At 75.6% G+C, this 14,047-nt stretch carries 12 protein-coding genes; 7 read left to right on the top strand and 5 right to left on the bottom strand.

Features of this window, described 5'->3' with window-relative positions:
* Positions 1–36 precede the first annotated feature (36 nt).
* Entirely contained in the window at positions 37–1,014 is a 978-nt protein-coding gene (locus ACN27C_RS30390; protein WP_422749701.1) for a hypothetical protein, read from the bottom strand.
* A 144-nt stretch (positions 1,015–1,158) separates the two neighbouring features.
* Here ACN27C_RS30390 and ACN27C_RS30385 point away from each other — a divergent pair, with 144 nt between their 5' ends.
* The 4 genes from ACN27C_RS30385 to ACN27C_RS30370 are packed head-to-tail and all read left to right on the top strand — an operon-like array spanning position 1,159 to position 6,188.
* Positions 1,159–1,497 (top strand): PadR family transcriptional regulator, encoded by a 339-nt coding sequence (locus ACN27C_RS30385; protein WP_422749699.1) that lies wholly within the window; start codon positions 1,159–1,161, stop codon positions 1,495–1,497.
* Positions 1,494–2,315 carry an ATP-binding cassette domain-containing protein gene (locus ACN27C_RS30380; protein WP_120570806.1) on the top strand — a complete coding sequence of 274 codons (822 nt, stop codon included), beginning with the start codon at positions 1,494–1,496 and terminating at the stop codon, positions 2,313–2,315. Before ACN27C_RS30385 ends, ACN27C_RS30380 begins: the two co-directional genes overlap by 4 nt.
* A complete protein-coding gene (locus ACN27C_RS30375; RefSeq protein ID WP_422749697.1) occupies positions 2,312–2,998 on the top strand; it encodes a hypothetical protein in 687 nt (228 codons plus the stop codon). The genes ACN27C_RS30380 and ACN27C_RS30375 overlap by 4 nt, the downstream gene beginning before the upstream one ends.
* A gap of 52 nt (positions 2,999–3,050) precedes the next feature.
* Positions 3,051–6,188, top strand: a complete 3,138-nt coding sequence (locus ACN27C_RS30370; RefSeq protein ID WP_422749695.1) for a BTAD domain-containing putative transcriptional regulator — start codon at positions 3,051–3,053, stop codon at positions 6,186–6,188.
* On the opposite strand, the gene ACN27C_RS30365 is transcribed toward ACN27C_RS30370, so the two are convergent.
* Positions 6,172–6,918, bottom strand: coding sequence for an ABC transporter permease (locus ACN27C_RS30365; protein ID WP_121683110.1), 747 nt, complete (start codon positions 6,916–6,918; stop codon positions 6,172–6,174). The two genes, ACN27C_RS30370 and ACN27C_RS30365, sit on opposite strands and share 17 nt — an antisense overlap.
* Positions 6,915–7,856, bottom strand: a complete 942-nt coding sequence (locus ACN27C_RS30360; RefSeq protein WP_422749693.1) for an ATP-binding cassette domain-containing protein — start codon at positions 7,854–7,856, stop codon at positions 6,915–6,917. Before ACN27C_RS30360 ends, ACN27C_RS30365 begins: the two co-directional genes overlap by 4 nt.
* A 70-nt stretch (positions 7,857–7,926) precedes the next feature.
* Here ACN27C_RS30360 and ACN27C_RS30355 point away from each other — a divergent pair, with 70 nt between their 5' ends.
* The 3 genes from ACN27C_RS30355 (at position 7,927) to ACN27C_RS30345 (ending at position 10,148) form a co-directional block, all read left to right on the top strand.
* Positions 7,927–8,049: a hypothetical protein gene (locus tag ACN27C_RS30355; RefSeq protein ID WP_422749691.1), complete on the top strand. Its 123-nt coding sequence runs from the start codon at positions 7,927–7,929 to the stop codon at positions 8,047–8,049.
* Between the two features lie 156 nt (positions 8,050–8,205).
* Positions 8,206–9,162, top strand: coding sequence for a hypothetical protein (locus ACN27C_RS30350; protein ID WP_422749689.1), 957 nt, complete (start codon positions 8,206–8,208; stop codon positions 9,160–9,162).
* Entirely contained in the window at positions 9,159–10,148 is a 990-nt protein-coding gene (locus tag ACN27C_RS30345) for a BtrH N-terminal domain-containing protein (RefSeq protein WP_422749687.1), read from the top strand. Before ACN27C_RS30350 ends, ACN27C_RS30345 begins: the two co-directional genes overlap by 4 nt.
* Positions 10,149–10,151: 3 nt before the next feature.
* Here the strand turns inward: ACN27C_RS30345 and ACN27C_RS30340 are convergent, their stop codons facing one another.
* Positions 10,152–10,577, bottom strand: a complete 426-nt coding sequence (locus ACN27C_RS30340) for a VOC family protein (protein WP_422751689.1) — start codon at positions 10,575–10,577, stop codon at positions 10,152–10,154.
* Positions 10,578–10,622: 45 nt separating this feature from the next.
* Positions 10,623–13,895: a hypothetical protein gene (locus ACN27C_RS30335; RefSeq protein ID WP_422749685.1), complete on the bottom strand. Its 3,273-nt coding sequence runs from the start codon at positions 13,893–13,895 to the stop codon at positions 10,623–10,625.
* Between the last annotated feature and the right edge of the window lie 152 nt (positions 13,896–14,047).

Genomic DNA, 14,047 nt, shown 5'->3' with positions numbered 1-14,047 from the left:
CCGACAGCGGTAGACACCGGCCCGGCGGGCCGGCGTCTACCGCTTCACCAGGTTGCGCAGCGCCCCGAGCAGCGAGCGGTGGCTGACCTCGGCGTAGATCTTCTTGTCCTGGCCGTACAGGACCACGTACGGGCACTGCTGGTCGTCCCCGCCCATGGTCTTGTCCAGCAGCCGTCGACCGGTTGCCACCTCGTACACCCGCAGGCGGTAGGTGGCCTTCAGCAGCGTCAGCGTGTCCGGCTCCGGGTCGTCGTAGCGGCACTTGCGGATCGTCGCGCCGGTGCTCGTGCGATCCAGGCAGGCGACCATCTGCACGACCTTCGGGTCCTCCGACGCCCAGGTCCGCTCCACCCGCTTCGACAGGCCCTCGTCGTAGTAGTAGACCTGGTCGTGGCGGCGGCTGCCCGCGCCCAGATCGGTGCCGACGAGCAGCGCCACCGGGTGCGGCGCCGCTCCGGTGCGCTTCGGCGACTGCGGAAAGTAGAGAACGCCGTCGCACACGTCGTTCAGATCGGAGATCTGCGCCGCCGGGAAGTCGCTCGGCTGCGGCCCGCGCGCCGACGGCTCCGCGCTCGCCGTCGCACCCGGCGTGGGCGTCGCGCCGGACGACCGCCAGGGTGCGGCCGGCGGCGCGGCCGGCTCCCGCTCGGCCGCCTCGCGGGGCGAGGAACCCAGCAGGAACGCGCCGCCGATCAGACCTGAGCACGCCACCAGCAGCAGCACGCTCAGCACCGCGACGGCGACGACCAGAGCGCGGCTGCGGCCGGACGACGGCGGGCCGGGTGGCGGGTACGGCCCGTACGGCGGAGCCGGCGTGGCCGGGCCGTACGGCGGACCAGCGGTGGGCGGTCCGTAACCCGGAACGGGCGACCCGTGACCCGGCCCGGTGGCGGGCGGTGGTGGCGGCCCGGGAACGCCGGGCGGCTCGCCGGCCGGCCGCATCCAGGCGGTCTCTCCCCGCTGTTCCGCGTCCCCCGCCGGTCCCTGCTCGGATCCGGCCCCCGTGTCGGACATGCGCATTCCCCCGTCGAACCCGTGCGGAGCGCGCAACCTATCAGCCTCGCCGGGCCGGAGGAGGCCCACTAGATGGTTGCGCTACCTAGATGGCGGCGCTACCGTCATCGCGGATGTCGTCCGATCGGGACAGTGCGGAGCGGAATGAACCAGGAACGGCGGGCGCAGTGGCTGCGCGGGGTGCTCGACCTCTGCGTGCTCGCGCTGCTGAGCCGCGGCGAGTCCTACGGCTACGAGCTGTCCCAGGCGCTGCGGGCCCACGGGCTGGGCGCCGTGCAGGGCGGCACCCTCTACCCGGTGCTGCTGCGGTTGCAGCGCTCCGGCCTGCTCACCGCGCACTGGCGGGAGGGCGGGACCGGGCCCGCGAGGAAGTACTACCGGATCAGCCCGGCCGGCAGCGCGGCGTTGCGGGCCGCCGCGATCGACTGGAGCGCCTTCGCGTCGAGCTTGGGCACGATACTGCGCGAGGAGCCGAAGCGGTGAACCACGAACCCTGGCTCGCCGCCCTGACCGGCGAGCTGCGCCGGCACGGGGTGGGGCCCGACCTGACCGGTCACGTCGTCGCCGAGGCGGCCACCCACCTGCTCGACAGCGGGGAATCGCCGCTGCGGGTCTTCGGCGCGCCGGAGGCGTACGCCCGGGCGGTGGTCGACAGCCTCGGCGGCCCCGACGTGCGGCCGCCGCGCCGCCAGCCCGGACCGGTGCGGCTCGCCGCCCGGGGCGTCACCAAGCGCTACCGGGGACGCACCGTCCTGGACCGGGTCGACCTCACCGTCCGGGCCGGCCAGATCGCGGCGGTGGTCGGCGCCAACGGCGCCGGCAAGAGCACGTTCCTGCGGATCTGCGCCGGCCTGCTGAGCCCGGAGGCGGGCACCGTCGAGGTGCACGGCACGCTCGGCTACTGCCCGCAGGACGGCGGCACCGCCGAGTTCCTCAGCCCGGACGAGCACTTCGTGCTCATCGGCGCCGGCCGAGGGCTGGGCCGGACGGCGGCGCGGCGGGCCGGGCGCGCGGAGGCGGCCGGGCTGGAGTGGACACCGCCGCGGCGCACCCAGGCCCGGCACCTCTCCGGCGGCACGCGGCAGAAGCTCAACCTGGTGCTGGCCCGGCTCGGCGAGCCGGACGTGCTGCTGCTCGACGAGCCCTACCAGGGGTTCGACCGGGGCACCTACCTCGACTTCTGGCACGAGGTGTGGCGGTGGCGCGACGCCGGCAAGGCCGTCGTGGTCGTCACCCACCTGCTCAACCAGCTCGACCGGGTCGACGTCGTGCTTGATCTTTCCGGGGAGCGGAACGCATGAGCCGGACCCTCGTGGTGGCCGAGGCCGCCCTGCGCGAGCTGCTGCGCCGCCGTACCGTGCTGGTCATCCTGCTGCTGATGCCGCTGGCCTTCTACCTGAGCCGCGGCGGCGACTTTCTCGGGCAGTCGATCCGCTTCGTCTGTCTCGGCCTGGCCTGGGCGCTCAGCACCGCCGCGCTGTTCGCGGGCAGCGCGGCGCGGGGCATGGAACCCCGCCTGCGGCTCTCCGGCTACGGCAGCCGGCACCTGGTGCTCGGCCGGCTGCTCGCGCTCTGGACCGTCGGCGTGCTGCTCTCCACCCCGTACTTCCTGCTCGTCCTGGTCGACCAGCGCGACGTGCGGTACGGCGCGATCGCGCTGATCATGGCGTTGACCGTGTTCGTGTCGGTGCCGTTCGGCCTGCTGCTGAGCGCCGTGCTGCCGCGCGAGCTGGAGGGCACGCTGGTGCTGCTGACAGTGGTCGGTCTCCAGATGGTGATGGACCCGGCGGGCAGCGCCACCCGGGCGCTGCCGTTCTGGTTCAGCCGCGAGCTCGCCACGTACGCCGTGGACCACACCGACGGCGGCTACCTCACCCGGGGCCTGACCCACGGGCTGGTCTTCGCTGTCGCGCTCACGGTGCTGGTCGTGGTGGCCGCCGCGGTGCGGCTGCGGCAGCGCCGGCATCTGCGCCTGGCCACCTGACCGGCGGGGGCGGCGGACCGGACCGGGGCGCGGGCCGTGGCAGGATCGGCGCGTGCAGATCGGGTTGCTCGGGCCTTTCCAGGTCACCACGGACGGCGGCCTACCGGCCGACGTGCCGGGCGCACGGCTGCGCGGACTGCTGGCCGCCCTCGCGCTCCAGCCCGGCCGGGTGGTCCCGAAGGCCGCGCTCGTCGACTGGATCTGGGGCGAGCAGCCGCCCGCCGACGCCGCGAACGCGCTGCAACGGCTGGTGTCCCGGCTGCGCAAGGCGCTGCCGGCGGGCGCCGTCGACGGGCTGCCGGACGGCTACCGGCTCGCCGTCGAGCCCGACGCCGTCGACGCCGTACGGTTCGAACGTCTCGTCCGGCGGGCCCGCGACGGCGACGGGCCGCAGCGGGTACGGCTGCTGCGCGAGGCGCTGGGCCTGTGGCGCGGCGACGCGCTGCGCGACGTCGGCCTGCCCGACAGCCCGGCGCTCGACGCGGCGGCGACCCGGCTGGAACGGCTGCGCCTGACCGCGACGGAGGACCGGTACGACGCCGAGACCGGGCTCGGCGGGGAAGCGGACCTGATCCCGGAGCTGACCGACCTCGTGGCCGCCCATCCGGTACGCGAGCGGCTCGCCATGGCACTGATGCGTGCGCTCGTCGCCGCCGGCCGGGACACCGAGGCGCTGCTGGTCTACCAGCGCACCGCCGACGCGCTCGCCGACGCGCTGGGCGCCGACCCGTCGCCGGAACTGTCGGCGCTGCACGTCGCCCTGCTGCGGGGCGAGACGACACGCCGCGACGACACCCGCCGGACCAACCTGCGCGCCGAGCTGACCAGCTTCGTCGGCCGGGACGCCGACCTCACCGCCGTCGGCGCGCTGGTGGCCGAGCACCGGCTCACCACGCTCACCGGCCCGGGTGGCTCCGGGAAGACCAGGCTGGCCACCGAGACCGGACGCCGGATGACGGGCGACCTGCCGGACGGCGTGTGGCTGGTGGAGTTCGCCGCGATCGGCGCCGACGGGGACGTGGCACAGGCGACGATCTCCGGGCTCGGCCTGCGCGACGCGCTGCTCGGCGACGCGGGCAGCGCGGAGCCGGACGACCGGCTCGTCGCGGCGATCCGGGACCGGGAGATGCTGCTGATCCTGGACAACTGCGAACACGTCGTGGAGCAGGCGGCGGCGCTGGCGCACCGGCTGCTCGGCGAGTGCCGGCGGCTGCGGATCCTGGCCACCAGCCGGGAACCGCTCGGCATCACCGGGGAGGTGTTGTGGCCGGTCGCGCCGCTGGGCCTGCCGGACGGCGACGCCGTGGTCGCCGAGGTCGAGTCGTCGCCCGCCGTCCGCCTGCTGCGGGACCGGGCCGTCGCGGTCCGCCGGGACCTCGCGTCGGACGCCCGCACGGCGATGACGATGGCGCGGATCTGCCGCGCGCTCGACGGCATGCCGCTGGCGATCGAGCTGGCCGCGGCGCGGCTGCGCGCCATGTCCGTCGACCAGCTCGCCACCCGGCTCGACGACCGGTTCCGGCTGCTCACCGGTGGCAGCCGGACCGCCCTGCCCCGGCACCGGACGTTGCGCGCGATGGTCGACTGGAGCTGGGAACTGCTCACCGACGCCGAACGCGCGGTGTTGCGCCGGCTGTCGGTGTTCTCCGGCGGGGCGGGCCTGGACGCGGCCGAGCGGGTCTGCGCCGGCGGCGCCGTCGAGCCGGGCGACGTGCTCGACCTGCTCACCGCGCTGACCGAGAAGTCGCTGCTGGTCGCCGCCGGCGACGTCGCGCCGCGCTACCGCATGCTCGGCACGATCAAGGAGTATGCCGCGCAGCGGCTCGCCGAGGCGGGGGAGGCGGACCTCGCGCGCCACGCGCACCTGGCGTACTTCACCGAGCTGGCCGAGACCGCCGAGCCGCGGCTGCGCCGCGCCGACCAGCTCACCTGGCTCGCCCGGCTCGAAGCCGAGCACGACAACATCACCGCCGCGATGCGCGGTGCGCTCGCCGCCGGTGAGGGGCGCGAGGCGATGCGGCTCGCGGCCGGCGCCGGCTGGTACTGGTGGCTCGGCGGCCACCGGACCGAGGGCATGGAACTGATCATCGCGGCCACCGAGACGCCCGGCGACGTGCCCGACCACATCCGCGCCGTGGTGTACGGGCTGGTGGTGCTGTTCCTCAGCTCCGGCCCGGGCGACGCGCAGCACGCGGCCGAGTGGATCCACAAGGCGTACCGGTTGAGCGGGGAAGGTCGCGGCGGTCATCCGGAGCTGGCCCTGGTCGTGCCGATGGAGCGCATGCTGCGGGAGCCGGACGCGCTGCTGCCCGCCTGGGAGTCGCTGCTCGACCACGAGGACCGGTGGGTACGCGCGCTGGCCCGGCTGCACCTGGGCAAGCTGCGGGTCATCCTCGGCATCGAGGCGGCGCAGGCGGAGGCGTGCCTGCGGCAGGCGCTCGCCGAGTTCCGGGCGGTGGGCGAACGCTTCGGGATCTCGTTCGCGCTCAGCGAGCTGGCCGAGCTGATCGCCGTACGCGGTGACGTCGCCGCCGCCTGCGCGTACTACGAGCAGGCCGCCGCGGCGGTCACCGAGGTCGGCGCCGTCGAGGACGTGATCCGGATGCGGGCGCGGCTGGCCTGGCTGTACCGGCTGGGCGGCGACGAGGCGGCGAGCGCCGCGGCCGTGGCCGAGGCGCAACGGCTCGCCGCCCGGGTCGCCTGGCCGGGCGCGCTGGCCGAGCTGGCGCTGGCCGAGGCGTACATGGCCCGCCACGACGGCGACGCGGACGAGGCGTACGCGCAACTGCGGGCGGTGTCGGCGCTGCTCGGGGACGAGGCGGACCTGGCCGGCGTCCGGGCGGGCACCCAGGATCTGCTGGGCTACCTGGCCGAGGACGTCGAGCAGGCCCGTACCCATCGGGCGGCGGCGTGCCGGGCGGCGCGCGAGGGCGGCTACGCGCCGCTGACCGCGCAGGTGCTCGTCGGCGTCGCGGACCTGGCGTTGCGGCTGGACCGGCCGGACCAGGCGGCGCGGCTGCTGGGCGCGGGCGACGCGGTACGCGGGCTGCCCGACCGCACCCACCCCGACGTGCCCCGGATCGAGGCGGCGGCGCGCGACCGCCTCGGCGACGCGGGGTTCGCCGAGGCGGTCGCACAGGGCCGGGAGACCGGCTGGGAGCGGCTGGTCGAGATCACGCTCGCTTCGTGAACGTGGACCGCGCCCACAGGTAGCCGACCAGCGCGATGCCGGCGCACCAGGCGATCGCGGGGATCACGTCACCGGCCGACGGCGCGCCGCCCAACAGGCCGCGCAGGGTCTCGATGATCGGCGTGAACGGCTGGTACTCGGCGAACTGCCGCAGTCCCGGCCCCATCTTGTCCGCCGGCACGATCGCGCTGCTGAAGAACGGCAGCAGGACCAGCGGCACGGCGGCCATGCCCGCCGACTCCGGCGACTTCGCGAACAGGCCCAGCGCGACTGTGAACCAGCTGACGGCGACGCTGAGCAGCACCACCATGCCGGCCACACCGAGCCAGTGCAGCGGATCGGCGGCCGGGCGGAAGCCGAGCAGGAACGCCACCCCGACCAGGGCCGCGACCGCGAGGACGTTCGTCAGCACGGTGGCGACGACGTGGCCGGTCAGCACCGCGCCCCGGGAGACGTGCATGACCTTGAACCGGTTGATGATGCCCTTGGTCATGTCGGAGCTGACCGACGTCGCGGTGCCGCCGAGGCCGTAGCAGACCGCCAGCAGCATCAGGCCCGGCGTCGCGTAGTCGACGTAGTCGACGCCGACGGAGAACGCGTCGCCGAGCATGTAGACGAACATCAGCATGACGATGATCGGCATCAGCACCGCGTTGAACACCGAGGTGGGGTTACGGCGCAGGTGCGTCAGGTTGCGGCGCAGCATGACGACCGAGTGGTTCCTGCTCATTTCGCGGCCACCTCCGGGGTGCGGCCCGTCAGGGCCAGGAAGACGTCGTCGAGGTCGGGGGTCTGTACGGACAGGTCGCCGGCGGTGATCGCGTGCGCGTCGAGCCGGTCGAGCAGGGCGCGCAGCGCCGCGGTCCCGCCGTCGGTGGGCACGCGCAGCGCCAGCGCCTCCTCGTCGCGTACCGCGCCGGGCAGCACCAGCGCCGCCGCGTCGAGTTCGGCGACGGTGCCGAACCGCAACCGCACGTGCGTGCCGGGCATCCGGCGCTTGAGCTCCTCCGGCGTGCCCTGGGCGACCAGCCGGCCCTGGTCGAGCACCGCGATCCGGTCCGCGAGGCGGTCGGCCTCGTCGAGGTACTGGGTGGTGAGGAAGACCGTCACGCCGCCGGCCACCAGCTCCCTGATGATCGACCACATGGTGCGGCGGCTGCGCGGGTCCAGCCCGGTCGTCGGCTCGTCCAGGAAGATGATCCGCGGTTCGCCGACCAGCGTCATCGCCAGGTCCAGCTTGCGGCGCATGCCCCCGGAGTACGTCGACACGAGCTTGTCGGCGGCCTCGACCAGGTCGAACCGTTCCAGCAGTTCCGCGACGACCCGCTTGCCGGGCACGCGGTCGCGCGGGCCGAGGTCGACCATGAGTTGCAGGTTCTCCCGCCCGGTCAGCAGTTCGTCCACCGCCGCGAACTGCCCGGTCACGCCGATCGCCGCGCGGACCGCCTTGGCCTCGGTGGCCACGTCGTGCCCGGCGACCCGCACCGATCCGGCGTCGGCGCGGATCAGGGTGGTCAGGATGTTCACTGTCGTCGTCTTGCCCGCCCCGTTCGGCCCGAGCAGGGAGAAGATCGTCCCGGCGGGGACGTCCAGGTCGATGCCGTCGAGCACCACCCGGTCCTTGTACGCCTTGCGCAGCCCGGAGACCGCTATCGCTGAACTCGTCATGCGCCCACCATGGGTGGCCGTACCGCCACCGCCCTGACACGGCGCTGACACGGCCGCTGACAGCTTGTCGGTGGGGCGGCGTACGGTCCCGCCGTGGATCGGGGAGACGTTCTGGGACATCGTGGAGCGGGCGCGCTCGACGCCGCCGACCGCGCTGCTCCCCCGGCCCGGCGCCGGCCGACCCGGCCGGTGAGGACTTCGACTTCGGCGACGACGAGCAGATGCGCGCCCGCCTGCCGCGCCTCGCGGCGATCTACCGGCCGGTGGAATGACGCGTCACGGCCCGCCGCCGACCCGATCCGGGTTAACCGCTGGTCCGCCGCGGGCCGGGTGGGCGAGCATGGTCGGCATGGCCGGGTCGACGGGTGCGAGGCTGCCGCTCCAGGGCGGGCTGCCACCCGGCGAGGCGCTGACCGGCGCGGTGCGGGAGATCGCCTGCGACGAGTCCGGCTTCTCCGGCACCAACCTGCTCGACCCGGCCACCCCGGTGATCGTCCACGCCAGCGTCGACCTGAGCCGTGACGAGGCGGCCGCGTTGATCGGTACGCTGCGGTCCGGGTTCCGGTTCTCGCCCGACGAGGTCAAGTCGCGGCAGTTCCTGCGCCGCCGCGAAGCCGCCGAGGCGGTGGAGTGGTTCCTGTCGGCGTTGCGCGGCCGGGCGCACGTGCACCTGGTCGACAAGGAGTTCTTCCTCGCCACCCGGGTCGTCGACCTGCTGCTGGCCGAGCCGTCGTACGCGGCGGGCACCCGCCTCGCCGGTGACCGGCGTCCGGCCGCGGCGGCGCTGCACCGGGCCGGGCGGGCGGCCGGACCCGGCTGGGCGGTCTTCCTCGCCGCCGTGGTCGAGATGCTGCGCACCAAGCGGCGGGACCGGGCCGACGACCGGAGCGTGGCACGGTTCTTCGCCGCGCGGGACGCGCTGCGCCGCCACGTCGACGACACGCAGGCCGGTGCCGTCCTCGACGCGCTCGACCCGGCCCGGGTGGCAGCCGTGCAGGCCCGGTTGTACGCGGGCGACCGGACGATCCCGCCGCCGCTGGAGCCGCTGCTGCCGGCGCTGGCCGAGACCGTCCTGCACTGGAGCGGCGGCCGGTGGCGGGTGCTGGTGATCCACGACGAGCAGAGCGCCCTCACCGGGGACCGGCTGCGCCGCCTCCAGGCGGCACTGGCGGCCGGTGATCCGGCCGGCCCGTCGCCGCTGGCCGGGCTGGTGATGGCCGACTCGCGCGACGACCCCCGCGTCCAGGCCGCCGACCTGCTCGCCGGGGTGGCCCGCCGGATGCCCGGCGTACAGGAGCCGTCGTGATCCTCGACGACGTGACGCCGACCGCCGGAGTGCACTGCGAGACCACCACGCTCGGCGTGCTGACGCGGCACGCCGGCCTGGACCTGTCCGAGCCCATGCTGTTCGGTCTCGGCGAAGGGCTCGGCTTCGTCTACTGGGACGCCAAGAGCATGGACGTGCCGTTCCTCGGCGGGCGCACCAAGCCGCTGTGCGTGACCCGGGCCGCCGCCGGCCGCCTCGGTCTGGACCTGCGCGTCCGCGAGACGACGTCGGCGGCCAAGGCGTGGCGCGACGTCACCGACGCGCTGGACGCCGGGCACCCGGTCGGCCTGCAACTGGACTCGTACCACCTGGACTACTTCACCACCAAGGTCCACTTCGGCGGGCACACGGTCGCCGTGTACGGCTACGACGACACCAACGCCCACCTGGTCGACACCGCCCAGCAGGGCGGCGCGGTGACCACCACGCTGGAGAGCCTGGCGCGGGCGCGCGCCGCGCGTGGACCGATGACCGCGCGCCACCTGTCGTACACGCTCACCGCGCCCGGCGGCCCGCCGGACCTGGCCGCCGCCGTCCGCGCGGCGGTACGCGCCAACGCCGGGGCGTTCCTCGACCCGCCGATCGCCAACCTCGGCCACCGGGGGATCGCCACCGCCGCCGCCCGGGTGACCCGCTGGCTGGACCGCGCCGCCGATCCGGCCCGCGACCTGCCGCTCGCCGCGACGCTGATGGAACGCGGCGGCACCGGCGGCGCGCTGTTCCGCGCCGTGTACCGCGACTTCCTCGCCGAGGCCGCCGCCATCACCGGCGACGCGCGGGTGCGGCGGGCACAGCGGATGTACGCCGACATCGCGCCGCTGTGGACCGCCGTCGCCGACCACATCGCCACCGCCGGGCGGACCGGCGACGCCGCCCACCTGACCCGCGCCTCGGAGGTCCTGGCCGACCTGGCCGTCCGCGAACGCGAGGCGATGACGCTGCTGGCCGCCGTGGACGCCGGGTAGCGGTCAGCCGAGCTGCTGGGCCAGCGCCACGATGACTCCCGCCGGGCCGCGCAGGTAGCACAGCCGGTAGACGTCGCCGTAGTCCGCCACCTCACCGATCAGCTCGCCGCCGTGGGCCCGCAGGCGGCCCACCGTGTCGTCGACGTCGTCCACGGCGAACATGACCGACCGCAGGCCGAGCGTGTTCGGCGGCGCGTCCGACGGTTCGGCGGCGACGAGCGCCGGCGCCCGGAACCGCGTCAGTTCGAGCTTGCCGTGGCCGTCCGGGGTGCGCATCATCGCGATGTCCACCCGTACGCCGTCCATGCCGTTGACCCGGTCCACCCAGGCCCCCTCGACCGGCGTCTCGCCCTCCACCTCCATGCCGAGTTCGGTGAAGAAGGCGATGGCGGCCGGCAGGTCGTCCACCACGACGCTGACGTGGTCCATCCGCTGAAGCGTCACGCCCCGAGCATAGGGCGACGTCCGGCCCGGTCAGCTCATGTCGAGCGTGTACGCGGCCTCCCGCACGTCGGCGTCCGGATGACGGCGCAAGCCGACGAGCAGGTCCCGCCACGGCGTCTTCCAGCCGAACTCCGACCCGTGCGCGACGAGCGCCACCGCGAACAGCCCACCGGCCAGGTCGCCGCGCCCGGCGAGGCGCGCCACCGTGCCGGCGACGGCCGCCGGGTCGGGCCGCCGCCGCATGGTGAGCAGTCGATCGCCGACGCGTTGCGCGGTGCGCACCGCGACCACGGGCCGGCCCGCGCAGAGCGCGGCGACCTCGTCCAGGTCGTCGAGGCGGCCGAGGTCGACGAGCAGCCCGGTGGCCGTACCCAGGAAGGTGTCCCGGCCGGCGAGCCACCGCGCGGCCTCGACCAGCCCGGCCCGGTCGGCGGCGGCCGGGCGGCTGTCGGACCACAGGGCCGCGCCCTCCGCGAGCAGCTCGACGCGCCGCCGGGCGGGCCGGTCGGCGGCCGGACCGCCCGGGTCGTCGTCGGCGGCGTCCCGCTCCACCAGCCGGGCCAGCGCGGCCCGGAACGCCCCGTCGCCGCCGGCCCGCAGCAGGTTCGCCACCCCGATGCCCGGCGTCGTCTCGTCCGGGTCGGTGAGCCGGTCCACGACCAGGTCGGTGACGCCGGTCAGCCACTGCCACCACTCGCCGAGCGCGTCGAACGCCGCGCGGCGGACCTCCCGGTCGTCGGCCCGGCACGCCTGCACCACCAGCGCGGCGTAGGTGCGGCGGTGGCGCTGCGAGATCCCGGACGGGTACGCGCCGAGCACCGCCCGCCGCTCCTCCCGGCTGGCGTGCACCGCGGCGCGCAGGACCGCCCAGCCCGCCTCGGTCCCCAGCCGCTGCCGGGCGGCGGAGACGATCGCCGCGCGCACGTCGCGGTGCGTGCCCGGATCGGCGTACGCCTCACCGAGCGCCGCCATCACGTCCACGTGCGCGTAGCGGGCCAGGAGCCGGGCGGCCTCCTTGCGGCTGGTGACCTTCGCGGCACCGGTCAGCACCCCGCCCAGCAGCTCGGCCAGCCGGGCCGGCGGGACGTACCGGGCGGCCCGCCCGGCGGCGTACAGCGCGACGCGTGCCCGGTCGCCGTCGGCGTACCGGAGCAGCACCGGGAACGCCTCGTCCGGCCGGTCGGTCCAGACCAGCGCGCCCAGCGCCGCCTCGGCGACCGGCACCTCGGACGCGTCGACGTGGCGCAGCACCAGCTCGCGTCCGGCCGGTCCGGCCCCGGCGGCGGCCCGGATCGCCGCCGCCCGCTGCCACACCCGGTGACCGGAGTCGGCGACGACGCGCGCCTGGAGCGCCACGAAGCGTTCCTGGTGGCGGGGGAGCCACCGTTGCGCGCGCGGCGCCGGGCCGGGCACCCACCGTTTCCCGTTCTCCACGAACCGGCCGCGCGGGGGCCGGTCCAGCACCCGGTCGAGCAGGTCGGTGCGGGACGTGCAGACGATCGCCCACACCTCGTGCAGCGCCACCGCCGACGCGTCGACGTCGAGCACCTCGGCGACGCGCCGCGAGCGGGTACGCGGGTCGTCGAGCCAGAGGCCGACCGCGGTACGGGCCACAGCGGGCAGGGTGTCCGGCCCGATCGTCCGGCGCAGCAGGTCCTGCAGCCCCGGCAGACGCCAGGCCCGCCGGCCGAGCGCGTGGGTGAACGCGAACAGCAGCCCGTACCGGCCGCGCGCCATGCCCGCCTCGATCCGGCCGCGCAGCCGGTCGAACACCACCGCCTCCTGGCCGTGCCGCAGCACGGTGTCGAGCCGGCGCAGCACCGGAACGTTCGCGTCGCTGCTCACCGCGTCGATCGTGCGCAGCGCCCATTCGACCAGTTCCGGCACGTCCACGTGGTGGGTGAGGACGTCGACGGCGAGCCGGCTCAACGCGGTGGTGGTGGTCGCCGAGGCGTCCCGCGCGTCGACCGCGTCGGTGGTGAGCCCGGTCAGTCCACCGGCGCTCGTGGCGGTGAGCAGCGGCGCCACAGTGGCGAGCGCGGTGAGCGCTGCGGCGCGTACCGGGTCCTGCTCGTTGCGCAGCCGGCCGAGCCGGACCACCACCTGGGCCACCGTGCGCGGGTCGCGGGAGCGGCGTGCGGCCGCCACCAGCAGCCGCCAGCCGTCCGCCCGCTCGTCCGCGTCGCCCGAGCGCAGCGCCGCGCTCGCCGACGCGGACGCCTCCGGCCAGGGCAGGTACGCGCTCCAGAACCGCACCTGCTCCTCCCGCTCGCGGACCGACGGCAGGGTCAGCACCCGGGCCGCCTCGCGCGCCCGTACCGCCGCCGGCAGCACCTCCATCACCTGGGCGCCGGGCAGCAGCGCCGTGGTGTCGGTGTCGGCCAGCGCCCCGTCGTACAGCTCGGCGCGACGGCTCGGCGCGACGGCGTGCAGCAGCGCGGCCAGCGCGTGGTCGTGCTCCCGCAGCCGGGCGGCCAGCGGGACCAGCTCGGCGGTGGGCAGCGCGGCGAGGCGGCGCAGCAGCGCCCGGGGCAGCGTGGTCCGTGCCAGCCAGGCCGCGCGTGCGGACGACGTGAGCAGGCGGACGACCCGGCGGGCGTCGTGCGCGGCGAGCCGCCCGTACGCGACGGGCGGGCCGGGCAGCGACTCCTCGGGCGCGTACCCGTCGAGCAGGTCCAGCGCCCGCGCCGGATCGCCGTGCAGCACCGCGCCGGCGACCTCCGCCCAGATCCGCCCGCGTGACTCCGGTGGGGCCACGGCCATCCGCTCACCGGTGCGCGTCAGCACGATGTCGGAGTGCGACCGCATCAGCCGTTCCGGGTTCAGCGCGTGTTCCAGATCGGGCAGCCACGCCCGTACCGTCTCGGGGCCGCACGCCGGCAGCAACGCGGCGGCCTCGTGGTCACCGAACCGCTCGCGTACCCCGATGATCAGCGCGTCGGCGACGGCCGGCACCGGGTTGCGGCGCAGCGCCCGGTAGACGCGCCGCCGCGCGTCGGCCGGCCGGTCGGTCAGGTCGGGGGGCGTCACGCCGGCCCGCACGGCGGCGGTCAGCGCGGTGGCGGCGATCGAGGGTTCCGGGTCGAACGTCGCGGCCAGGACGGCCGCGGTGTCCCGGGTCGCCAGCGCGGCGAGCAGCGCGAGACGCCGCTCGTAGGGCCCGTGCCGGCGCAGGTCGGCGCAGACCTGCGCCCGGTCGGGCGCGGTGCGTGCCCACGCCACGAGGCGCCGCGTCCGGTCGCGGTGGGGCAGCGGGTCGAGGGCGGCGAGCAGGTCGCGGGTGGCGGTGGGCACGGCGCTCATTGTGCCGGTGCGCGGGTCGCCGCGGGTGCCCGTCGCGCCTATTCCGCAATTCCTATGGAAATTGTAGATTTTCAGCGTTCTCCCAGCCGCCCGGGATTGACATCAATCGGACCGTCGGGGATATTCCTAGCGGCGCGTCGGGGCGCGGGGCG

The organism is Micromonospora sp. WMMD1219 (assembly GCF_049315215.1).
GTDB lineage: Bacteria > Actinomycetota > Actinomycetes > Mycobacteriales > Micromonosporaceae > Micromonospora > Micromonospora tulbaghiae.
The sequence above is the reverse complement of the archived record's forward strand: the minus strand, read 5'-3'. Positions and strand labels throughout refer to the sequence as shown.

Coding starts and splice junctions, on each gene's coding strand:
- ACN27C_RS30385 (WP_422749699.1), top strand. CDS start 1,159: ATGAACCAGGAACGGCGGGCGCAGTGGCTGCGCGGGGTGCTCGACCTC.
- ACN27C_RS30340 (WP_422751689.1), bottom strand. CDS start 10,577: ATGGACCACGTCAGCGTCGTGGTGGACGACCTGCCGGCCGCCATCGCC.
- ACN27C_RS30360 (WP_422749693.1), bottom strand. CDS start 7,856: ATGACGAGTTCAGCGATAGCGGTCTCCGGGCTGCGCAAGGCGTACAAG.
- ACN27C_RS30335 (WP_422749685.1), bottom strand. CDS start 13,895: ATGAGCGCCGTGCCCACCGCCACCCGCGACCTGCTCGCCGCCCTCGAC.
- ACN27C_RS30365 (WP_121683110.1), bottom strand. CDS start 6,918: ATGAGCAGGAACCACTCGGTCGTCATGCTGCGCCGCAACCTGACGCAC.
- ACN27C_RS30390 (WP_422749701.1), bottom strand. CDS start 1,014: ATGTCCGACACGGGGGCCGGATCCGAGCAGGGACCGGCGGGGGACGCG.
- ACN27C_RS30350 (WP_422749689.1), top strand. CDS start 8,206: ATGGCCGGGTCGACGGGTGCGAGGCTGCCGCTCCAGGGCGGGCTGCCA.
- ACN27C_RS30375 (WP_422749697.1), top strand. CDS start 2,312: ATGAGCCGGACCCTCGTGGTGGCCGAGGCCGCCCTGCGCGAGCTGCTG.